The organism is Streptomyces bambusae, assembly GCF_020532645.1.
In the GTDB taxonomy this organism is placed as follows: domain Bacteria; phylum Actinomycetota; class Actinomycetes; order Streptomycetales; family Streptomycetaceae; genus Streptomyces; species Streptomyces bambusae.
The window spans coordinates 1-20,703 of the sequence record NZ_JAJAUZ010000081.1 but is presented as its reverse complement, the minus strand read 5'-3'; the positions used below and the strand labels follow the sequence as shown (position 1 = coordinate 20,703).

The following is a 20,703-nucleotide window of genomic DNA, read 5'->3' as shown; positions in this document are numbered from 1 at the left end:
CACGGCCGGGAGCGGCCGGTTCCACCTCTTCCGGGCGTACATACCGACTGGTTAGTCTGCTGCCGGTCCGGCAGTCGGCCGGACCCCGGCGGAGAGGCGGTACCCATGGCAGCCACAGGCGCGTACGCGGGACAGGGCGTGGTCGTGACCGGAGCGGGCGGCGGCATCGGGGCCGCGCTGGCCCGCCGGTTCGCCGCCGAAGGCGCGCGGGTCGTCGTCAACGACCTCGACCCGGCGAAGGCCGCCGCGGTGGCCGCCGGGATCGGCGGGGACGCCCTCGCCCTGCCCGGCGACGCCTCCGGCATCGCGGAACCCGCCCGCGAAGCCCTCGGCGGCACCGTGGACGTCTACTGCGCCAACGCCGGCCTCGGTTCGCCGGGCGACGCCTTCGCGGCCGAGGAGGTGTGGGAGGCGGCCTGGGACACCAACGTCATGGCCCACGTACGGGCTGCCCGAGCCCTGCTGCCGCACTGGCTGGAGCGCGGCCGCGGCCGCTTCGTCAGCACCGTCTCGGCCGCCGGCCTGCTCACCATGATCGGCGCGGCCCCCTACAGCGTCACCAAGCACGGCGCGCTCGCCTTCGCCGAATGGCTCTCGCTGACCTACCGGCACCGCGGCGTCGACGTCCACGCCATCTGCCCGCAGGGCGTGCGCACCGACATGCTCACGGCCGCCGGCACCGCCGGCGAACTGGTCCTCGCCCCCACCGCCATCACCCCCGAAGCGGTCGCCGACGCCCTCTTCGACGGCATGGCCGAGGGCACCTTCCTGATCCTCCCGCACCCCGAGGCGGCCGCCTACTACGCGACCCGGGCAACGGACCCCGACCGCTGGCTGGGCAGTATGAACCACCTGCAACAGAAGTGGGAGAACGGATGACACCCCCCGAGGCCACCCCGGCGACGGCCCCCGAGGCCACCCCGGCACCCGCCGCGTCCCCGTACGCCGCCCGCCCCTGGCTGGCCCGGCTCAGCGCGGCGCAGCGGGAGCCCGTCGCGCCGCCGCCGAGCGTGCTGCGGGCCTTCCGGGACGCCGCGCGGCGGGTGCCCGGGCGGACGGCGCTCGCGTACTTCGACGGGCGGACCGCCTACGCCGAGGCCGACGCCCTGTCCGACTCGGTCGCCGGGTACCTCGCCGCCCGCGGGGTGCGGCCCGGCGACCGGGTGGCCGTCATGCTGCAGAACACCCCGCACTTCGTGCTCACCCTCCTCGCCGTCTGGAAGGCGGGCGCGATCGCCGTCCCGCTCAACCCGATGTACCGGGCCGCCGAGGTCTCCCACGTCCTCCACGACGCCGAACCGGCCGCCCTCGTCTGCACCGCCGACGACTGGACGGCCTTCCTCCGCGACACCACCGCCACCGCCCCGCCGCTGCGCGCCGTCCTCACCACCACCACCCGCGACCTCCAGACCCGCAACGACCCGCGCGTCTTCCCGCCCGTACGCGAAGAGCGAGAGGCGCGAGAGGCGCGGGAAGAGCAAGGGGCGCGGGACGCGCGGGCAGAGCGGCACGAGCCGGGAAATCCGGCAGCCCCCGCCGCCGGACCCGCCCCCCACGACCTCCTGCGCACCGCCCGCAGGTCCCACCCCGCCCCACCCGTCCACGACCCCCGCCCCACCGACACCGCCCTCCTCAGCTACACCTCCGGCACCAGCGGCCCGCCCAAGGGCGCCATGAACACGCACGGCGCGCTCACGTACAACGCCGAGCGGCAGCGCATCACCCACGGGCTGCCCGACGGGTCCGGCTACTTCGCCCTCGCCCCGCTCTTCCACATCACCGGCATGGTCTGCGAGCTGGCCGCCTGCTTCGTCAACGCCGGCACCCTCGTCCTCGCGCACCGCTTCGACGCCGCCGTCGTCCTCGACGCGTTCCGAGAGCACCGGCCCGCGTACGCCATCGGGCCCGCGACCGCCTTCATGGCACTGACCGCGCACCCCGACGCCACCCGCGGCCACTTCGCCTCGTTCCGGGTCGTCACCTCCGGCGGCGCACCGCTGCCGCCCGCGCTCGTCACCCGGCTCCGCACCGACTTCGGGATCAGCCTGCGCAACGGGTACGGCCTCACCGAGACCACCGCCACCTGCGCCTCCGTACCGCTGCACCACGAAGCCCCGGTCGACCCCGCCTCAGGCACCCTCTCCGTCGGCGTGCCCGGCCCCGACACCCTGGTCCGCATCGTCGACGCGCAGGGCGCCGAGGTCCCGCTCGGCGAACCCGGCGAGATCGCCGTCCGCGGCCCCCAGGTGGTCCCCGGCTACTGGCGCCGCCCCGAGACCACCGAGGCCGCCTTCCCCGACGGCGAACTCCGCACCGGCGACATCGGCTTCATGGACGCCGACGGCTGGCTGTACGTCGTCGACCGCAAGAAGGACGTCATCATCGCCTCCGGCTTCAAGGTCTGGCCCCGCGAGGTCGAGGACGTCCTCTACGGCCACCCCGCCGTCCGCGAGGCCGCCGCCGTCGGCATCCCGCACCCGTACCGCGGCGAGACCGTCAAGGCGTACGTGAGCCTGCGCCCGGGCGCCGCGGCCGACCCCGCCGAGCTCACCGCGTACTGCGCGGCCCGGCTCGCCGCGTACAAGTACCCGCGCGAGGTCGAGGTCCTGCCCGCGCTGCCCAAGACCACGAGTGGGAAGATCCTGCGGCGGGAACTGCGCGACCGGCCCCCGGCCGCCGCCCGCACCGCAGCGGCCGCACCCGGCCCCCAGCACCCCGGAAAGGCGGCGGACCAGCCATGACCCCGAACGAGAGCCCGGCCCCGCACCCGGCGGACCCCGCGGACACCCCGGTCCCGCAGCGCCTGATGGCCGTCGCCACCCGTCTCTTCGCCGAGCGCGGCTACGACCGCACCTCCGTACAGGAGATCGTCGAGGCGGCCGGTGTGACCAAGGGCGCGCTCTACCACTACTTCGGCTCCAAGGACGACCTCCTGCACGAGGTGTACGCCCGGATGCTGCGCCTCCAGCAGGAGCGGCTCGACGCCATCGCCGGATCCGGCGGGCCCGTCGAGGAGCGGCTGCGGGCCGCGGCCGCCGACGTCGTCGTGACGACCATCGAGAACCTCGACGACGCGATGATCTTCTTCCGGTCCATGCACCAGCTCAGCCCCGAGAAGAACAAGCAGGTCCGGGCCGAGCGCCGGCGCTACCACGAACGCTTCCGCGCCCTGGTCGAAGAGGGCCAGCGCTCCGGCGTGTTCGCCACCGCCACCCCCGCCGACCTGGTGGTCGACTACCACTTCGGCTCCGTCCACCACCTGTCCACCTGGTACCGGGCGGACGGCGAACTGAGCCCGCAGCAGGTCGCCGACCACATGGCCGACCTCCTGCTGCGCGCCCTGCGCCCGTAGCCCGCCCAGGCCACGGCTACCCCGCGTACCCCTTCAGCTCCCGCCGCGCCAGCGACCGCTGGTGCACCTCGTCCGGGCCGTCCGCCAGCCGCAGCGTGCGCGCCGCCGCCCACAGCTCGGCGAGCGGGAAGTCCTGGCTCACCCCGCCCGCGCCGTACAGCTGCACGGCCCGGTCGAGGATCTCCACCACGGCCCGCGGGGTCGCGATCTTGATCGCCTGGATCTCGGTGTGCGCCCCGCGGTTGCCGACGGTGTCCATCAGCCAGGCCGTCTTCAGCACCAGCAGCCGCAGCTGCTCCACCGTCACCCGGGCGTCCGCGATCCAGTTCTGCACGACGCCCTGCGCGGCCAGCGGCTTCCCGAACGCGGTACGCGCCACCGCCCGCCGGCACATCAGCTCGATCGCCCGCTCCGCCATGCCGATCAGCCGCATGCAGTGGTGGATCCGCCCCGGTCCCAGCCGGGCCTGCGCGATGGCGAAACCGCCGCCCTCCTCGCCGACCAGGTTCGACGCGGGCACCCGCACCCCGTCGAAGACCACCTCGGCATGTCCGCCGTGGTAGTGGTCCTCGTACCCGTACACGGTCATCGCCCGCCGCACCTCGACCCCGGGCGCGTCCCGCGGCACCAGCACCATCGACTGCTGCCGCCGCGGGTCGGCGCCCTGCGGATCGGTCTTGCCCATCACGATGAAGACCCGGCAGTCCGGGTTCATCGCCCCGGAGATGTACCACTTGCGGCCCGTCACCACGTACGAGCCGCCGTCCGCGGAACGCTCGATGCGGGTCTCGATGTTCGTCGCGTCCGACGAGGCCACCTCGGGCTCCGTCATCGCGAACGCCGACCGGATCTCCCCGGCCAGCAGCGGCTCCAGCCACTGCTTCTGCTGCTCCGGGCTGCCGAACCCGGCCAGCAGCTCCATGTTCCCGGTGTCCGGGGCCGCGCAGTTCAGCGCGGTCGGCGCGAGCTGCGGGCTGCGGCCGGTGATCTCCGCCAGCGGCGCGTACTGCAGGTTCGTCAGCCCGGCGCCGTGCACCGGGTCCGGCAGGAAGAGGTTCCACAGGCCCTGCCGGCGCGCCTCCGCCTTCAGCTCCGCCACCACCGGCGGCAGGTCCCACGGCGAGGCGAGGTGCGCCCGCTGCCCGGCCGCGACCGCCTCGGCGGGATACACGTGCGCGTCCATGAAGGCGAGCAGCCGCTCCCGCAGCTCCTCGGTCCGGGCGTCGAATGCGAAGTCCACGGTGCTCCCTCAGCCTTCCTGCAGAGTGGTCAGGCCGTGCCCGATGAAGACCGGCACCAGCTCGCCGATCCGGTCGAAGCCCGCGCCCACGGTCTGGCCCAGCGTGTAGCGGTAGTGGATGCCCTCCAGGATCACGGCGAGCTTGAACCAGGCGAACGCGGTGTACCAGGCGATCTCCCCGGTGTCCCGGCCCGACCGGGCGGCGTACCGCTCGACCAGCTCGGCCGGCGCCGGATGCCCCGGCGCCCCGCTCGTCGTGCTCACGGGGGAGTCGGCGATCCCCAGGTCGGAGCTGTACATCACGAGCAGGCCCAGGTCCGTCAGCGGATCGCCCAGCGTGGACATCTCCCAGTCCAGCACCGCCCGGACCGTGTCGTCCGGCCCGATGAGCACGTTGTCCAGCCGGTAGTCGCCGTGCACCACGGCCGGCGCGGGCGAGGCGGGCAGCGCCCGGCCCAGCGCGCCGTGCAGTTCGTCGATGCCGGGCAGCTCGCGGCCCCGCGAGGCGGCCAGCTGCTTGCCCCAGCGGCGCAGCTGCCGGTCGAGGAACCCCTCGGGCCGCCCGAAGTCCGCCAGCCCCACCGCCGCCGGGTCCACCGCGTGCAGGTCAACGAGCGTGTCCACCAGTCCCAGCACGGCCTGCCGGGTCCGAACGGGGCCCAGCGCGGCCAGCCGCTCCGCGGTCCGGTACGGCACCCCCTCGACGAACTCCATCACGTAGAACGGCGCTCCCAGCACCGCCGGGTCCTCGCACAGCAGCACCGGCTCCGGCACCGGCACGGCCGTCCCGTGCAGCGCGCCGATCACCCGGTGCTCGCGGGCCATGTCGTGCGCGGTGGCCAGTACGTGGCCCAGTGGCGGCCGCCGCACCACCCAGCGCCGCACCCCGTCGGTGACCTCGTACGTGAGGTTCGAGCGGCCGCCCTCGATCAGCCGGCCGGTCAGCGGTCCGGCGGTGAGCCCGGGCCGCTCCTGCTCCAGATGGGCGCGCAGCCGCACCGGGTCCAGCCCCCGCGGGGCGGCCCCGGCCGGGGTCGCTGACGTCATGTGCCTACCTCCGTACGGCGCGAACGGGTCGGCGCCCATCATGCCGACCAGTCGGTATGCCGTCCAGAGGGGGCCGCGGGGGAGTCCGGAAGACGCCCCCAGTCCCGCCCTCCCGCTCAGGCGTGGCAGGCCACCGGCGTGCCGCCGTTCATGACCGCCATGTCCGAGAACACCGCGAGCGCGTCCAGCCGCGAGCCGCCCGGCTGCCCGTCCAGCTCCGCGTACGCCCGGTGCAGGTTGGCCACCAGCCGCTCGCTCTCCCGCCAGGCCGCGAACTCGCCGAGGTCCGCCTGCTGCGCCGTCTCCAGCGGGGTGAGCCCCTTGGCCCGGCCGTCCTCGGCCAGCTCCAGCACGTGGCGCAGGTACCGCTCGGTGGCGTCGTAGGCGGACGGGTCGGTCAGCGGTCCGTGCCCCGGTACGACGGTCTCCGCGTCCAGCCCGCGCAGCACCTCCAGCGCGGCCAGCGACCCGGCCAGCGAGCCCATCGGCACGAACGGGGTGCCGCCCGCGAACACCAGGTCACCGGTGAACACCACCCGCCGCCCCGGCAGCCACACCACCGAGTCGCCGGTGGTGTGTGCGGTCCCCGGGTGCAGCACCTGCACCTCGGTCTCCCCGAGGTGCAGCGTGAGCCGGTCCGTGTACGTGAGCGACGGCGCGGTGACCTCGATGTCCCCGAACGGCGTCTGCGGCCAGATCAGGTGCAGCTGGTGCCCGGCGTCGAGCGTCTCGGTCCGGCAGTTCTCGTGCCCGATCACCGTGGCGCCGGGCATGAACACGCAGTTGCCGTACGTGTGGTCGCCGTGGTGGTGGGTGTTCACGATCAGGTCCGGCTGCGGCACCCCGGCCGCCGCCACCGCCGCCCGCAGCTGCCGGGCCCGCCGCTCGGTCGCCGCGGTGTCGACGAGCAGGGTCCGGCCGCCGTCGCTGACGAAGCCCGCGTTGTTGATGCACCAGCCCCCGTCGGGCTGGATGTACGCGTGCACTTCGGGCGCCAACTGGACGGTGTACGGCTCTTCGACGGCCATGCGTTCTCCCCGGGTCGCTGCGACTGGCTCCTGTATCCTGCCAGCCGCCACCGGCCCCGGGGAGGGGGAACCGGGCCGTCAGTGATCGTCCCAGTGCCCGTCGTGCCCGGCGTGCCGGTGCCCGTCGTGCAGGTAGTCGAGGTGGTCGCCGTGCTCCACGGAGTCGTGTCCGCACCCCGTGCCGTGCTCGTGCCCGTGCCCGTCGTGCGGCACGTGTCCGGCCGGCTCGCACTCGTCCCAGTGCCCGTCGTGCTCCCGGTGCAGGTGCCCGTCGTGCGCGTAGTCGACGTGGTCGCCGTGGACCACCTCCGCATGCCCGCAGTCCGGCCCGTGCGCATGCCCGTGGATCCCGTGCTCCTGATGCAAGGTACTCATGTCCGCGAGGCTAGCCCGCCTCACCCCGGTATGCCCCGTTACGACCCGGGGTTCACACCAGGAGTGCCACCGCCATCCCCGCCAGCGCCACCGTGAACAGCGCCGCGCCCAGGGCCGACCGGGGTGCCAGGCCGGGTGGGCGGGGGGCCGCCAGGTCCGCGATGCGGTGGTGGGCCGTGCGCAGGAAGGCCAGCCAGAGGAGGGCGGTCAGCGCGACGGCCGACAGGTGGAGCGGGGTGGCGGGACCGCGGACGGCCTGCCTGACGGCCAGGGCCGCCACCACCGTGCAGGCCAGCGTGGTGCGGCGCCAGGCCAGCCGGGTCCGTTCGGGCTGGAGGCCGGGATCGCGGGCGGTGCCGTCGGCCGGGCCGGTCACCGCGGTGCGGTCCAGCCGAAGAGGACCACGACGACCATCGCCACCGCGACCAGCCCCACCCCCAGGCTGAGCAGCACCGGGAACCGCGACACCGGCAGGTCCTCGCCCCGCCGCATGGCCCGCTCGCACCGCACCCAGTGGTTGACCGCCCGCAGCGCGCACAGCGCGCCGACCGCCAGCAGCGCCAGCGCCATCCCGACCCGGACCCCCCACCGCAGGTCCGGCAGGAACTGGTCCACCGCGAACCCGCCGCCCACCAGCGCGAGCGCGGTCCTGATCCAGGCCAGGAAGGTCCGCTCGTTGGCCAGGGAGAACCGGTAGTCCGGCGTACCGCCCTCGTCGCGCAGCCGCTGCGGCGCGAACCAGAGCCGTACGTCCTTCACGAAGTCGATCACCCGGGCAATCTACTGGCCGCCCTGCCCCGCCCGGTGCGCACGCAGCCGCCGGTACGCCTCCAGCCCGTCCGGCACCCACGTCCGGTCCCCGGCCCACCGCTCCAGCTCCGCCTCGTCCACGAAGGCGTACCAGTCCACCTCGGACTCCTGCGGCGACACCGGCAGCTCGCAGCGCACCTCGTGCACGTACGACCACCAGGCCCCGCCCTCGCCCTCGTACAGGAACTTGAACAGCGGCTCCGGCTGCGGCAGCCCGGACACCCCCAGCTCCTCCTCCGCCTCCCGCAGCGCGGCCTGCGGGTAGCTCTCGCCGGCGCCCAGCACGCCGCCGACGAACATGTCGTACGCCGAGGGGAAGACCAGCTTGGACGGCGTCCGGCGGTGGACGAACACCCGGTCCGCGGCGTCCCGGACGTACACGAACACGCAGCGGTGCAGCAGCCCGCGCGCGTACACCTCGCCCCGCCTGGCCCGCCCGGTCACCCGGTCCTCGCGGTCCACGACGTCCAGCACTTCGTCGGCGGGGCCCGGACCGGCGCCCGGACCGGCGCCTGCCCCGGCGCTCATATCGGCATCCATGAGGATCATCCAATCACCGGTGTTGACGGGTTACCGCAGCGTAGCCAGGATCTGTCCCACCACCGACGAAGGACGGCAGACGCATGGCGTACGACGCAGACGTGATCGTGATCGGAGCCGGGCTGGCGGGGCTCGCGGCCACCGCGGAACTCGTGGACGCGGGCCGCAGGGTCATCCTGCTGGACCAGGAGCCCGAGCAGTCCCTCGGCGGCCAGGCGCACTGGTCCTTCGGCGGCCTGTTCTTCGTCGACTCGCCCGAGCAGCGCCGGCTGCGGATCCGCGACAGCCGCGAACTCGCCCTCCAGGACTGGCTCGGCACCGCCGGCTTCGACCGCGAGGACGACGCCTGGGGACGCCGCTGGGCCGAGGCGTACGTGGACTTCGCCGCGGGCGAGAAGCGGCCCTGGCTGTACGCCCAGGGGGTGCGCTTCTTCCCGGTGGTCGGCTGGGCCGAGCGCGGCGGCTACGACGCCAACGGGCACGGCAACTCGGTGCCCCGCTTCCACATCACCTGGGGCACCGGGCCCGGCCTGGTCGAGCCGTTCGCCCGCCGGGTGCGGATCGGGGCCGCCCGCGGTCTGGTGCAGCTGAAGTTCCGGCACCGCGTCACCGGACTGGCACGCAGCGCGGGCGCCGTGGACACCGTCACCGGCGAGGTGCTGGCCCCCTCCACCGCCGCCCGCGGCACCGCGAGCAGCCGGGACGTGGCCGGGACGTTCGAACTGCGCGCCCAGGCGGTGATCGTCACCTCCGGCGGCATCGGCGGCAACCACGACCTGGTCCGCAGGCAGTGGCCCGAGCGCCTCGGCACCCCGCCGGCCCGGATGCTCTCCGGCGTCCCCGCCCACGTGGACGGGCTGATGCTCGGCATCGCCGAGGACGCGGGCGCCCGGCACATCAACCGCGACCGGATGTGGCACTACACCGAGGGCATCGAGAACTGGAACCCGATCTGGGCCCGTCACGGCATCCGGATCCTGCCCGGCCCGTCCTCGCTGTGGCTGGACGCCACCGGCCGCCGGCTGCCCGTGCCGCTGTTCCCCGGGTTCGACACGCTCGGCACCCTCGACCACATCATGAAGACCGGCCACGACCACACCTGGTTCGTGCTCAACCAGCGCATCATCGGCAAGGAGTTCGGCCTCTCCGGGTCCGAGCAGAACCCCGACCTCACCGGCCGCTCGGTCCGCGACGTGCTGGTCCGGGCCCGCGCCGAAGTGCCCGGCCCGGTCAAGGCGTTCATGGACAAGGGCGCCGACTTCGTGGTCGAGCGCGACCTGCCGGCCCTGGTCCGCGGCATGAACGCGGTCACCAAGGAGGACCTCCTCGACGAGGAGACCGTACGCCGCGAGATCGTCGCGCGGGACCGCGAGATCGCCAACCCGTTCACCAAGGACCTCCAGGTCACCGCGATCCACGGGGCCCGCCGCTACCTCGGCGACCGGCTCATCCGCACCGCCGCCCCGCACCGCATCCTCGACCCGGCGGCCGGCCCGCTCATCGCCGTACGGCTGTCCGTCCTCACCCGCAAGTCCCTCGGCGGGCTGGAGACCGACCTCGACTCGCGGGTCCTCACCGACGACGGCAGCCCGCTGCCCGGCGTGTACGCGGCCGGCGAGGCCGCCGGCTTCGGCGGCGGCGGGGTGCACGGCTACCGCGCGCTGGAGGGCACCTTCCTCGGCGGCTGCCTGTTCTCCGGCCGCACCGCGGGCCGCGCCGCGGCCCGCGCGACGGCCTGACGGGCGCCGGGGCCGCTCCGGACGAGCAGCCCTGAGGCGTGTCCAGCCGCTCGGCGACCCGGAACCGCCCGGCGACGACCAGCGTGTCGTCGCCACCGTGGACCCAGGGTCGCCGAGCGCGGTGCGCAGCTCCGCGCCGTGCCGGAAATCCTCCTGCACGGCGCGCCATTCGGCCACCGAAGTGCAGCCCTCGCCCTCGAGTCCGGTCGTGCCGGTACCGGCCCCGCCCGGGGTCGCGGCCATCAGCCGGTCGCGCAGCGGCCCGGGAAAGCCCAGCAGGCGCGGAGGGCGAGCGCGGGGCCCGGTCATCGGGCCGGTGCGGGCAGCCCGCCGGCCGTCCGGTCCGACTGCGGGCGGCCTATCAACTGGGGCTGGTGTTCCATGAGTTGAAAACGCGCCAGGCTCTGGCTCAGACCTTGACGTGGAGCTGTGCCTACCGCTTTGCTGTGCGTGATCATCCGGGTGCCGTCCGGCGTCACTGCCGCGCCCCGGCCCGTATACCGCGTCCTGGAGGGAATTCCCGCGGATGTCCCCGCCTCCGCCGCCTCTCGGCCGCAGCCGCAAGAAGGACGAACGGTTCTTCGACCCGGCGCTCTGCGATACCGAACTCGTCGACGTGCGCGCCCAGTTCACCCAGGGCCGGTGGACCCCGGTGCGCACCCTGCTCGCCGCCACCGGCGACGACTGGGACCGCCGCGGGCACCGCGTCGTCGTCCTCGCCCAGACCCCGGCCGCCACCGCCTGGGCCCGCGAGTGGCTCCTCGCCGAACCGGAAAGCGCCGACGCCGCCACCCTGCTCGCCTGCGCCCAGGTCTTCACCGCCCTGCGCGGCAAGAGCTCCGCCGAGGACGCCGGGCAGGCCTGCCGCACCGCCGCCGCCCGGCTGCCCGCCGACCCGACGCCCTGGCTCGGCCTGCTCCACCTGTGCGGCCCGGACGGCACCCCCGAGGAGTTCAGCCGCACCTTCGACCAGGTCCGCGCCCGGCACCGGGAACACCACCACGCACACCACATGATGGTCGCCCGGCTCGCCGAGAACAGCCCGGCCGACGGCCACGACCCGCTCCACGAGGTGTACGACTTCGCCTCCTGGGCCGCCGAGGAGTCCCCGGCCGACTCCCCGCTCGCCGTCCTGCCGGTGATCGCCCACGCCGAGCGCTACCGGGTGTTGGCCGCCGCGGGCCGCGCCCCCGACCCGGCCGAGTACTGGTCCGGCCGGCGCGCCCGCCAGGTCCTGCGCTCCGCCTTCGACTGGTGGCTGGAGTGGGAGCGGGAGGACCACCCGCGCAACCGCATCGACCTGAACTTCCTGGCCCACGCCAAGCTCTGCGAGGGCCGCCCGGCCGAGGCCGCCGCCCTGTTCCACCGCATCGGCAGGCACGCCACCCCGGCCCCCTGGTCCTACCCGGACCAGGACCCCCACAAGGCCTTCCTCGCCGCCCGCAGCGCCGCCCTCGGCGCCGCCTGACCCGCGGGCACCCCCGGCCCGCGCACCCGAAAGGACACCCCCGCATGACGACGGGCAGATCCAGCACGCTCACCGGCACGGCCGAGATCCGCACCTACAAGGGCCAGGACCGCGCCCTGCGGGCCGGCCGGCTCGGCACCGCCGGCCTGCTGCTCTCCGTGCTCGCCGCGAGCGCCCCGCTGATGGTGGTCGCCGGCGTGATGCCCACGACCTTCGGTGTGATGGGCATCGTCGGACAGCCGCTGCTGTTCGTCATCCTCGGCGTCGTCCTCGCCCTCTTCAGCGTCGGGTACGCGGAGATGAGCCGCCACGTCCACAACGCCGGCGCCTTCTACGCGTACATCGCCCGCGGCCTCGGTCCCACGGCCGGCGCCGGCGCGTCCTTCGTCGCCCTCGTCGCCTACAGCGCGATGCAGGTCGGCGTGTACGGGATCTTCGGGTTCGAGGTCTCCGGCCTCTGCGCGACCTACCTGGACACCGAGGTCGCCTGGTGGATACCGGCCCTGATCGGCGTCGCCCTCACCGGCCTGCTGGGCTGGCTCAAGATCGACCTGAACGCGCGTGTCCTCGGCGTCCTGCTGCTCGTCGAGTGCCTGCTCGTCGTGGCCTTCGACGTCGCCGCCCTCGCCGACCCCGGTCCGGAGGGCGTCTCCCTGAACGCCTTCGACCCCGGCACCCTCACCGGCGCCGGCCTCGGCACCGCCCTGTGCTTCTGCATCGCCGCGTTCGTCGGCTTCGAGCAGTCCCCGGTCTACGCCGAGGAGACCAGCCGCCCGCACATCGTCGTCTCCCGCGTGATGTTCCTCGCCGTGGGCTTCGCCGCCCTGTTCTTCGCCCTCAGCTCCTGGGCGCTGACGGTCGCCGCCGGCCCCGGCGCCATCGTCCGCGACTCCGCCGAAGCCGGCCCCGGCCTGCTGTTCGGGCTCGCCGAGGCCCGCCTGGGCGGCGCTTTCACGGACGTGCTGCACGTCCTCTTCACGACCGGCATCTTCGCGGCCATGCTCAGCTTCCACAACGTGGTCGCCCGCTACGCGTTCGCCATGGGCCGCGAGGGCCTGCTGCCCGCCGCCTTCGGCCGTACCAGCCCCACCAGCGGCGCCCCCGCCACCGGCTCCCTGCTCCAGACCGTGATCGCGGTCGTCGTCGTCGCGGCCTTCGCGGTCACCGACGACAAGCCCGCCGGCGACCCCACCACCCCGGTCCTGCACCTGCTGACCTGGATGGGCAACCTCGGCGCCCTCGGCGTCATCCTGCTGATGGCCACCGCCTCGGTCGCCGTCATCGCCTTCTTCGTCCGCCGCGGTGCCGCCGCCGCCCAGCTCTGGCGCCTGGTGGCCGCCGGCCTGTCCGGCCTGGCACTGCTCGGCATCGCCGCCTACACGGTCAAGGACTTCGACGTCCTCGTCGGCGCCGGCCCCGGATCGGCCCTCGGCTGGATCCTGCCCGGCACCGTCTTCGCGGCCGCCGCCGTCGGGCTCGTCCACGGCGCGGTGCTGCGCCGTACGCGCCCGGAGGCGCACGCCCGGATCGGCCTGGGCAACGAGGCGTTCCGGCTGGACCAGGCCGCCGAGGACGCGGCCGAGGAAGCGGCCGCCCCGGCGAAGTAGCCCGGCCCGCACCCGACGGCCCCGGCCGCCCCGACCACGGGGCGGCCGGGGCCTTTTCACACCCTTCGGACGCCCTTGGACCCGACGGACGGGGACCTCCCGGTTTTGGCCGATCCACCCCCTCATGGTCTCCTTGGCCGATACACCCGTCCCCGGGTCGTGCTCGCAGGCCGGCCCGCGGGCACCGGGTCACCGCCGGGGCGATCCCCGTCGGTGCGGAGGCGGACGCGGATCCCGCGCCCGCCTCCGGCACGGAACGGGACACACACAGCCGCCCCTTCGTGCCGCCCGGACCTGCCCGTCCCACGCACGAAGGCGAAGTCGTAGATGAGTGACCGCACCCTGACCGAGGCCGGCCCGTCCGGCACCGACCGGGCCGCAGCCGCGTCCCCGCACGTCGATGCCGGTGACGAGGGCTACAGCAAGGACCTGAAGTCCCGCCACATCAACATGATCGCGATCGGCGGAGCGATAGGCACCGGCCTCTTCCTGGGCGCGGGCGGCCGCCTCGCCGGCGCGGGTCCGTCCCTCGCCATCGCCTACGCGGTCTGCGGCGTCTTCGCCTTCTTCGTCGTGCGCGCCCTCGGCGAACTGGTCCTGTACCGGCCGTCCTCCGGCGCCTTCGTCAGCTACGCGCGCGAGTTCATGGGGGAGAAGGGCGCGTACACCGCCGGCTGGCTGTACTTCCTCAACTGGTCCACCACCACGGTGGCCGACATCACCGCCGCCGCCACCTACGCCCACTTCTGGGCCATGTTCAGCGACGTCCCGCAGTGGATCCTCGCGCTGATCGCCCTCTCGGTGGTCCTCGCCGCCAACCTGATCTCGGTCCGGTACTTCGGCGAGATGGAGTTCTGGTTCTCCATCGTCAAGGTCGCCGCCCTCGTCGCCTTCATGCTCGTCGGCATCTACCTCGTCGCGACCAGCCACGAGATCGACGGCCACACCCCGGGCCTGTCCACCATCACCGACAACGGCGGCCTGTTCCCGTCCGGCGTGCTGCCGATGCTCCTGGTCATCCAGGGCGTGGTCTTCGCGTACGCCTCCGTCGAGCTGTGCGGCGTGGCCGCGGGCGAGACCGAGAACCCCGAGAAGATCATGCCCAAGGCGATCAACTCGATCATGTGGCGGGTCGGCGTCTTCTACGTCGGCTCCGTGGTCCTGCTGGCGCTGCTCCTGCCGTACACCGCGTACTCGGGCGACCAGAGCCCGTTCGTCACCGTCTTCGACAAGCTGGGCATCCCCGGCACCGCCGGCATCATGAACCTCGTGGTGCTGACCGCCGCCCTGTCCTCGCTGAACTCCGGCCTGTACTCCACCGGCCGGATCCTGCGCTCGATGGCCATGTCGGGCTCCGCCCCGAAGTTCACCGCCCGCATGAACAAGGGCAAGGTCCCCTACGGCGGCGTGCTGTTCACCGCGTCCTTCGGCGTCGCGGGCGTGGGCCTGAACTACTGGATGCCCGGCGAGGCCTTCGAGATCGTCCTCAACCTGGCCTCCATCGGCATCCTCGGCACCTGGGCCATGGTCATGATCTGCTCGCTGCTGTTCTGGCAGCGGTCCCGCGACGGCCGGGTCACCCGCCCCGGCTACCGGCTGCCCTGGGCCCCGTACACGCAGATCGTCACCCTGGTCTTCCTGGTCACCGTGCTGGTCCTGATGTGGTGCGACGGCGGCGTCGGCCGCACCACGGTGCAGCTGCTGCCCCTGATCGCCGCGGCCCTGGTCGGCGGCTGGTTCCTGGTCCGCAAGCGCGTGGCCGCCCTGGCCGCCGCCCGCTCGGACGGCTGACCCCGCACCAGCTCCCGGAAGGCCGGCCGCCCCGCGCGCCCGGCCTTCCGGCGTACCGGGACCCCGTGGCGCGCACCCCCGCGGACGTCCGGAAACGCAGAAGGACCCCGGCCGAAGCCAGGGTCCTTCTTGCTGGTGTCCGAGGGGGGACTTGAACCCCCACGCCCGATAAAGGGCACTAGCACCTCAAGCTAGCGCGTCTGCCATTCCGCCACCCGGACAAGGTGTCTGTCTCGCGTCCCTTCCGGGCCGCTCCGACGAAGAGAACATTACCAGGGTTTCGGAGTGCCTCGATCACACCCCCTGACCGGCGGGGATGGGCCTTGGGCGACGGGCCTCGGGGGGCGAGGATGGGGAGGACCGGAAGAGCGTCCGACGAAACGGGAGGAATCAGCGTGAGCGATTCGAGCAGGGGCAAGGCCGTGGCCGGCGAGGACGAGGTCGTCGGACTCTGCAGCGAGCTGATCCGGATCGACACCAGCAACTACGGGGACCACTCGGGCCCCGGCGAGCGCAAGGCGGCCGAGTACGTCGCGGAGAAGCTCGCCGAGGTCGGACTGGATCCGCAGATCATCGAGTCGCACAAGGGGCGTGCCTCGACGATCGCCCGCATCGAGGGCGAGGACCCGTCCCGGCCCGCGCTGCTGATCCACGGGCACACCGACGTGGTGCCGGCCAACGCGGCCGACTGGACGCACCACCCGTTCTCCGGCGAGGTCGCCGACGGCTGCGTCTGGGGCCGCGGCGCGGTCGACATGAAGGACATGGACGCGATGACCCTCGCGGTCGTACGGGACCGGCTGCGCAGCGGCCGCAAGCCCCCGCGGGACATCGTGCTGGCCTTCCTCGCCGACGAGGAGGCTGGCGGCACGTACGGGGCCCGTCACCTGGTCGACAAGCACCGGGGGCTGTTCGACGGGGTCACGGAGGCGATCGGCGAGGTCGGTGGCTTCTCGTTCACCGTCAACGAGAACCTGCGGCTGTACCTCGTGGAGACCGCCCAGAAGGGCATGCACTGGATGCGGCTCACGGTCGAGGGCACCGCGGGCCACGGCTCCATGACCAACAACGACAACGCCGTCACCGAGCTGTGCGAGGCCGTGGGCCGGCTGGGCCGCCACACCTGGCCGGTGCGGGTCACCAAGACCGTGCGGTCGTTCCTGGACGAGCTGTCGGACGCCCTGGGCACCGAGCTCGACCCGGAGAACATGGACGAGACGCTGACCAAGCTCGGCGGCATCGCCAAGATGGTCGGCGCCACCCTGCGCAACTCGGCCGCCCCGACCATGCTCGGTGCCGGCTACAAGGTCAACGTGATCCCCGGCGAGGCCGTGGCGCACGTCGACGGGCGCTTCCTGCCCGGCCACGAGCAGGAGTTCCTGGCCGAGCTGGACCGGCTGCTCGGCCCCCGCGTCAGGCGCGAGGACGTGCACGCCGACAAGGCGCTGGAGACCGGCTTCGACGGCCGGCTGGTCGATGCCATGCAGACCGCCCTGGTGGCCGAGGACCCGATCGCCCGGGCCGTCCCGTACATGCTCTCCGGCGGCACCGACGCGAAGTCCTTCGACGACCTCGGCATCCGCTGCTTCGGCTTCGCGCCGCTCCAGCTGCCGCCCGAGCTGGACTTCGCCGGCATGTTCCACGGCGTGGACGAGCGGGTGCCGGTCGACGGCCTGAAGTTCGGCGTGCGCGTACTGGACCGATTCATCGACAACTGCTGAAACCTCGGGCAGGTGTGCGCAATCCACTGAGAAGAGTGAATGCGCTCATACGCTCGTAGCCCTGGTGGCACCTCCTCGTTACAGGTGGTGCGGTCCGCGGCTGGGACCGCATTGCCTACTAGGAGGAATGATGATCAAGAAGGTTGCCGCCGTCGCGGCTGCCACCGGTGGCCTGGTTCTCGCGGGTGCGGGTCTGGCCGTCGCCGACTCGGCCGCCCAGGGTGCCGCTGTCGGCTCCCCCGGCGTGCTGTCCGGCAACGTCGTGCAGGTCCCGGTCCACGTCCCGGTCAACGTGTGCGGCAACACGATCAACGTGATCGGCCTGCTCAACCCGGCCTTCGGCAACACCTGCGTCAACGACTGAGCTTGATGCCGATTCGAGCCCTGACAAGGGTCTGAGTCCCCGGCCCCGGAGCGCGTCACCCGCGCTCCGGGGAACCGGGGTTTTCTTTCGGCGTGCGAGCAGGGGAGCACGCGCGCCGGTGCACGAAGCAAAAGCTGCAGCAGGGGGTTGTGAGCACATGCGACAGGTCACCAGGAAGACGCTGATCACCGTGGCGGCCGCAGGGGGTGTCCTCGCTCTCGGTGGGGGATACGCACAAGCCGACGCCGGCGCCGCCGGAGGAGCGTCGGACTCGCCGGGCGTACTGTCCGGCAACACCGTCCAGGCCCCGGTCCACGTACCGGTGAACGCCTGCGGGAACACCGTGTCGGTGGTGGGGCTCCTGAATCCCGCCTTCGGCAACCACTGCGTGAACAAGGGCGGCGGCCACCACCCGTCCGGCGCCCACGCCGGCGGGGGCACCCGCAACTCGCCGGGCATCGGCTCCGGCAACACCGTGCAGGCCCCGGTCGACGTGCCGGTCAACGCCTGCGGGAACTCGGTCTCCGTGGTCGGGGTCCTCAATCCCGCCCTCGGCAACGACTGCGCGAACACCGGAAAGCCCGGAAAGCCGGGCCACCCGAGCACGCCGGGCCACCCGAGCACGCCGGGAAAGCCGGGTACGCCCGGCCACCCGAGCACGCCGGGCAAGCCCGGACAGCCGGGCACTCCGGGAAAGCCCGGCCACCCCGGTCAGGTCAAGCCGGGTAAGCCCGGTCAGCCGGGACAGCCCGGTCAGGTGAAGCCCGGTACGCCCGGTCAGCAGCCCGGTACGCCGGACAGGACGGGCCCGGGCACGCGCGACGGTGAGACCGATCCGGGCGGCGTGCTGGCCCGCACCGGCTCCGACAGCGCGCTCGGCGTGGCGCTGCCGCTCGGCGGCGGGATGCTGCTCGCCGGGGCCGTGCTCTACCGGCGGGCCCGCGCCGCCCTCTGACGGCGCCCTCCGCAGGCCCCGGGCGGCCGGGCCCCGCGCATCGCGCGCGGGGCCCGGCCGCTCACCACGTGGGGCGCACCTGGCGGATGATCCGGCGGCGCAGCCGCACGCGGCGGCTGCCGTCCCGGCGCAGCGACAGCCGGTCCAACTCCCAGTTCCCGTACTCGGCATGGTCGGTCAGCAGGCGGGTCGCCTCCTTGCGGGAGACGCCGCGCGGTACGTACACGTCGACAAATTCGTATTCCGGCATCGAATCTATTGTGCGCGCACCGACCCGGTACGGATAGCGTCTGCACTATGTCTGATGCCGCTCAGCCCACCGCAGCCGAGGTACGCGCCGCCGCCGAGGCGGTCAAGGCCGCACTGGACCGCCACCTGGCGGCGGTCGAGGGCAGGACCGGGGACGACGACCCGGCCGTGTACGCCGCGTTCAACGAACTCGCCGCGGCCGCGGAGGAGTACGACGAACTCCTCTACGACTGCCACGACGAGGTCACGCCCTTCGAGATCCCGGCGGGGGAGGACGCCGCGCGCTACGCCGGACCGGCCGAGCCGGGCGTGTTCAGCGTGCTGATCCGGCGCGACTACGTCGTGGTCGAACCCAAGCGCCTGGTCGCCCAGGCCGAGCTGGTCGCCGCCGCCGATCCGGACCTCGGCCACGAGGCGGAGACCACCGGGACCGCCGATGCCCTCGGCGTCCTGTTCAACGAGTACGAACCCGACGAAATCGCCTCCCGGCACCAGGAGTTCGGCCTGGAGGAGGGCGACGCCACGCTCTGGATCGCGACCGCCGAGGAGCCGGCCGAACCCGGCGAATGGCTCAACACTCCCTTCGACCACACCGACCCCGAGCGCATCCTGCACCGCTTCGAGTTCAGCTCGGTCTTCGACGAGGGCGCCGACGACCACGACGACGACCTCCCGGCCCCCTCCGACCGCCGCTAGGACCTTCCCGCCGCGCCCGGCCGGCCCTCCCGCGGGGGAGGGGCGGCCGGGCGCCGTCATGTCCGGGCCGGGACTCAGTCCTGGTCGGGCCCGGCCGCCGCGGCCGCCAGGGCGCGCAGCAGGTCCGCCAGCCGGGTGGTGCGCGGCTTGGCCGGAACCTCGGCGACCGCCCGGGGCAGGGCCTGGTCCACCCCGTGCACCACCGACAGGTGCCGCTCGGCCCGGCCGAAGGCCGTGTACACCCAGTCCCGGGTCAGCGCGTCGGCAGCGTCGCCGGGCAGCACCGCCACCACGGCCGGCCAGCGGGCGCCGACCGCCTGGTGCGCGGTGACCGCCCAGCCGTGCCGTACGGCCGTCTCCACCTGCTCGCGGGGCACCACCACCGGCCGGCCGGCGCACTCCAGGTGCAGCCCGGCCGCGTCGGCGGTCACCACCCGGCCCGGGACGGCCCGGCCGGGCGCCGGCACGTACACGACGCGGTCGCCGGGATCGAAGCCGCCGAACCGTCCGGGGCCGGGGTTCAGCCGCTCCTTCAGCGCCGCGTTCAGGGCGCGGGTGCCCGCGGGGCCGCCGTGCGCCGGGGTGATGACCTGGGTGTGGCCGGGGTCGATGCCGAAGGCGCGCGGCACCGAGTCCGCGACCAGCTGCACCGTGCGGTGCACGGCCTCGCCGGGGTCGCGCACCGGGACGATCACGACTTCCTTGCCCGGCGCCGCCACCTGCGTCAGCTCGCCGACGCCGATCCCCGACACCAGCTCGCCGAGCGGGCCCGGGTCCGGGGTGCGGGAAGCGAGCTGCGGGCAGGCGCGGGCGGCCAGCACGTCGCCGAACACCCGCCCCGGGCCGGCCGGACCGAGCCCCGCGGGGTCCCCGCTGAGCACCAGCCGGGCGCCGTCCGGCACCGATTCCACCAGCGCGGCCGCCCGGTCCACGTCCAGCTGCGGGGCATCCAGTACGGCCAGCAGGTCCAGGGCGAACGTCCCGTCCGCGTCCCGGCCCGGGCCCTCCGAGCCGTCCAGCAGCCCGGCGACCGTCACGGCCGCCCCGGGCGGCAGCACGGCCGCAGCCCGGTCCCGGGCGTCCGGCGTGTGCACCGCCGCGCAGGCGCGCAGGCCCAGCCGGTGGGCGGCCGCCACCAGCGCCAGCGGTTCGGCCCGGGCCGCCTCGGCGCCGGTGTGCGCCACCAGTCCGTGGCCGGCCGCCGTCCTGATCAGCTCCGCGGCGGACGGGCTCGGCGCCGCGGCGGCGGCCTCCGCCCAGGCCGGCTCGTCGCCGGCCGGCTTGAAGGTGCTCAGCAGCCGGGCCAGGCCGTCCGCCAGGCTCTCCTCGGCCAGCGCGTGACCCTCCAGACCGACCAGCACGCGTACCGGACCGGCCGGCTCTGCGCCCTCCTCCGGCTCGTCGGCCTGCCCGTCCTCCTCGCCGCCCTCCTGGAACACCAGGACCGCGCCGTCCGCGATGGCCGCCTCCAGTGCGCCCTCCGCGTCGGGTACGGCGTACTGTCCGAGCGCGCCGGTCAGAACGGCGGCGTCCAGCGCGGTGTGGCCCTTCAGCGCGGCCTGTGCCAGCAGCCAGCCGACCAGGGCCACGCAGCGCCGCTCGTCGCCGGGGCCGCACTCCGCCCCCAGCAGGGCGCGGGCGAACCCGTCGGCCTGCGAGGGCCGCACGCCGGGCAGCTCCAGCAGCCGCCACGGGTCCTGCCGCAGCACCTCGGCCGCGCC

20 protein-coding genes and 1 tRNA gene are annotated in these 20,703 nt (G+C 74.0%); 11 read left to right on the top strand and 10 right to left on the bottom strand.

The window, feature by feature from the left end:
- Positions 1-105 precede the first annotated feature (105 nt).
- From LG634_RS33645 to LG634_RS33635, 3 genes are read left to right on the top strand one after another with little or no spacing between them, the layout of a single operon-like run.
- Positions 106-879, top strand: a complete 774-nt coding sequence (locus LG634_RS33645; RefSeq protein WP_226739645.1) for an SDR family oxidoreductase — start codon at positions 106-108, stop codon at positions 877-879.
- Positions 876-2,741, top strand: coding sequence for a class I adenylate-forming enzyme family protein (locus LG634_RS33640; protein WP_226739643.1), 1,866 nt, complete (start codon positions 876-878; stop codon positions 2,739-2,741). Before LG634_RS33645 ends, LG634_RS33640 begins: the two co-directional genes overlap by 4 nt.
- A complete protein-coding gene (locus tag LG634_RS33635; protein ID WP_226739641.1) occupies positions 2,738-3,352 on the top strand; it encodes a TetR/AcrR family transcriptional regulator in 615 nt (204 codons plus the stop codon). The genes LG634_RS33640 and LG634_RS33635 overlap by 4 nt, the downstream gene beginning before the upstream one ends.
- Before the next feature lie 16 nt (positions 3,353-3,368).
- Here LG634_RS33635 and LG634_RS33630 read toward each other — a convergent pair whose 3' ends face one another.
- From LG634_RS33630 to LG634_RS33600, 7 genes are all read right to left on the bottom strand, one after another.
- Entirely contained in the window at positions 3,369-4,592 is a 1,224-nt protein-coding gene (locus tag LG634_RS33630; RefSeq protein WP_226739639.1) for an acyl-CoA dehydrogenase family protein, read from the bottom strand.
- A 9-nt stretch (positions 4,593-4,601) separates the two neighbouring features.
- On the bottom strand, positions 4,602-5,639 hold the full coding sequence (locus LG634_RS33625; protein ID WP_226739638.1) for a phosphotransferase family protein: 1,038 nt from the start codon (positions 5,637-5,639) through the stop codon (positions 4,602-4,604).
- Between the two features lie 116 nt (positions 5,640-5,755).
- Entirely contained in the window at positions 5,756-6,667 is a 912-nt protein-coding gene (locus tag LG634_RS33620; RefSeq protein WP_226739635.1) for an MBL fold metallo-hydrolase, read from the bottom strand.
- A 78-nt stretch (positions 6,668-6,745) separates the two neighbouring features.
- On the bottom strand, positions 6,746-7,042 hold the full coding sequence (locus LG634_RS33615; protein WP_226739633.1) for a hypothetical protein: 297 nt from the start codon (positions 7,040-7,042) through the stop codon (positions 6,746-6,748).
- 52 nt (positions 7,043-7,094) lie between these two features.
- Positions 7,095-7,418 carry a DUF202 domain-containing protein gene (locus LG634_RS33610; RefSeq protein WP_226739631.1) on the bottom strand — a complete coding sequence of 108 codons (324 nt, stop codon included), beginning with the start codon at positions 7,416-7,418 and terminating at the stop codon, positions 7,095-7,097.
- The gene (locus LG634_RS33605; RefSeq protein ID WP_226739629.1) at positions 7,415-7,813 is read right to left on the bottom strand and encodes a YidH family protein; all 399 of its coding nucleotides are present in this window, start codon (positions 7,811-7,813) and stop codon (positions 7,415-7,417) included. Before LG634_RS33605 ends, LG634_RS33610 begins: the two co-directional genes overlap by 4 nt.
- 9 nt (positions 7,814-7,822) lie before the next feature.
- Entirely contained in the window at positions 7,823-8,380 is a 558-nt protein-coding gene (locus LG634_RS33600; protein ID WP_226739627.1) for an NUDIX hydrolase, read from the bottom strand.
- 95 nt (positions 8,381-8,475) lie between these two features.
- Here LG634_RS33600 and LG634_RS33595 point away from each other — a divergent pair, with 95 nt between their 5' ends.
- From LG634_RS33595 to LG634_RS33580, 4 genes are all read left to right on the top strand, one after another.
- Complete coding sequence (locus LG634_RS33595; protein WP_226739625.1) at positions 8,476-10,131, top strand: FAD-binding dehydrogenase; 1,656 nt, start codon at positions 8,476-8,478, stop codon at positions 10,129-10,131.
- Positions 10,132-10,657: 526 nt separating this feature from the next.
- On the top strand, positions 10,658-11,599 hold the full coding sequence (locus LG634_RS33590; protein WP_226739623.1) for a hypothetical protein: 942 nt from the start codon (positions 10,658-10,660) through the stop codon (positions 11,597-11,599).
- A 44-nt stretch (positions 11,600-11,643) separates the two neighbouring features.
- Complete coding sequence (locus tag LG634_RS33585; RefSeq protein ID WP_226739621.1) at positions 11,644-13,206, top strand: APC family permease; 1,563 nt, start codon at positions 11,644-11,646, stop codon at positions 13,204-13,206.
- 327 nt (positions 13,207-13,533) lie between these two features.
- Entirely contained in the window at positions 13,534-14,997 is a 1,464-nt protein-coding gene (locus LG634_RS33580; protein ID WP_226739619.1) for an amino acid permease, read from the top strand.
- A 133-nt stretch (positions 14,998-15,130) separates the two neighbouring features.
- Here LG634_RS33580 and LG634_RS33575 read toward each other — a convergent pair.
- A tRNA-Leu gene (locus tag LG634_RS33575) sits at positions 15,131-15,218 on the bottom strand.
- Between the two features lie 174 nt (positions 15,219-15,392).
- Between LG634_RS33575 and LG634_RS33570 the strand changes: the two genes are divergently transcribed.
- From LG634_RS33570 to LG634_RS38365, 3 genes are all read left to right on the top strand, one after another.
- Positions 15,393-16,718 carry a M20/M25/M40 family metallo-hydrolase gene (locus tag LG634_RS33570; protein ID WP_226739617.1) on the top strand — a complete coding sequence of 442 codons (1,326 nt, stop codon included), beginning with the start codon at positions 15,393-15,395 and terminating at the stop codon, positions 16,716-16,718.
- Positions 16,719-16,848: 130 nt separating this feature from the next.
- On the top strand, positions 16,849-17,082 hold the full coding sequence (gene chpH / locus LG634_RS33565; RefSeq protein WP_226739615.1) for a chaplin ChpH: 234 nt from the start codon (positions 16,849-16,851) through the stop codon (positions 17,080-17,082).
- 157 nt (positions 17,083-17,239) lie between these two features.
- Complete coding sequence (locus LG634_RS38365) at positions 17,240-18,037, top strand: chaplin (RefSeq protein ID WP_226739613.1); 798 nt, start codon at positions 17,240-17,242, stop codon at positions 18,035-18,037.
- 61 nt (positions 18,038-18,098) lie between these two features.
- On the opposite strand, the gene LG634_RS33555 is transcribed toward LG634_RS38365, so the two are convergent.
- The gene (locus LG634_RS33555; RefSeq protein ID WP_226739611.1) at positions 18,099-18,287 is read right to left on the bottom strand and encodes a DUF5703 family protein; all 189 of its coding nucleotides are present in this window, start codon (positions 18,285-18,287) and stop codon (positions 18,099-18,101) included.
- Positions 18,288-18,334: 47 nt separating this feature from the next.
- Between LG634_RS33555 and LG634_RS33550 the strand changes: the two genes are divergently transcribed.
- Complete coding sequence (locus LG634_RS33550; RefSeq protein WP_226739609.1) at positions 18,335-18,982, top strand: hypothetical protein; 648 nt, start codon at positions 18,335-18,337, stop codon at positions 18,980-18,982.
- A gap of 74 nt (positions 18,983-19,056) precedes the next feature.
- On the opposite strand, the gene LG634_RS33545 is transcribed toward LG634_RS33550, so the two are convergent.
- A partial coding sequence (locus LG634_RS33545; RefSeq protein WP_226739608.1) for an ATP-binding domain-containing protein occupies positions 19,057-20,703 on the bottom strand: 1,647 nt, incomplete at its 5' end.

Bases quoted from the DNA above. Each gene is read 5' to 3' on its own strand.
- LG634_RS33635 (WP_226739641.1), top strand. From the start codon at position 2,738: ATGACCCCGAACGAGAGCCCGGCCCCGCACCCGGCGGACCCCGCGGAC.
- LG634_RS33580 (WP_226739619.1), top strand. From the start codon at position 13,534: ATGAGTGACCGCACCCTGACCGAGGCCGGCCCGTCCGGCACCGACCGG.
- LG634_RS33595 (WP_226739625.1), top strand. From the start codon at position 8,476: ATGGCGTACGACGCAGACGTGATCGTGATCGGAGCCGGGCTGGCGGGG.
- chpH (WP_226739615.1), top strand. From the start codon at position 16,849: ATGATCAAGAAGGTTGCCGCCGTCGCGGCTGCCACCGGTGGCCTGGTT.
- LG634_RS33640 (WP_226739643.1), top strand. From the start codon at position 876: ATGACACCCCCCGAGGCCACCCCGGCGACGGCCCCCGAGGCCACCCCG.
- LG634_RS33590 (WP_226739623.1), top strand. From the start codon at position 10,658: ATGTCCCCGCCTCCGCCGCCTCTCGGCCGCAGCCGCAAGAAGGACGAA.
- LG634_RS33620 (WP_226739635.1), bottom strand. From the start codon at position 6,667: ATGGCCGTCGAAGAGCCGTACACCGTCCAGTTGGCGCCCGAAGTGCAC.
- LG634_RS33600 (WP_226739627.1), bottom strand. From the start codon at position 8,380: ATGAGCGCCGGGGCAGGCGCCGGTCCGGGCGCCGGTCCGGGCCCCGCC.
- LG634_RS33625 (WP_226739638.1), bottom strand. From the start codon at position 5,639: ATGACGTCAGCGACCCCGGCCGGGGCCGCCCCGCGGGGGCTGGACCCG.
- LG634_RS33555 (WP_226739611.1), bottom strand. From the start codon at position 18,287: ATGCCGGAATACGAATTTGTCGACGTGTACGTACCGCGCGGCGTCTCC.
- LG634_RS33645 (WP_226739645.1), top strand. From the start codon at position 106: ATGGCAGCCACAGGCGCGTACGCGGGACAGGGCGTGGTCGTGACCGGA.
- LG634_RS33585 (WP_226739621.1), top strand. From the start codon at position 11,644: ATGACGACGGGCAGATCCAGCACGCTCACCGGCACGGCCGAGATCCGC.
- LG634_RS33550 (WP_226739609.1), top strand. From the start codon at position 18,335: ATGTCTGATGCCGCTCAGCCCACCGCAGCCGAGGTACGCGCCGCCGCC.
- LG634_RS33615 (WP_226739633.1), bottom strand. From the start codon at position 7,042: ATGAGTACCTTGCATCAGGAGCACGGGATCCACGGGCATGCGCACGGG.
- LG634_RS38365 (WP_226739613.1), top strand. From the start codon at position 17,240: ATGCGACAGGTCACCAGGAAGACGCTGATCACCGTGGCGGCCGCAGGG.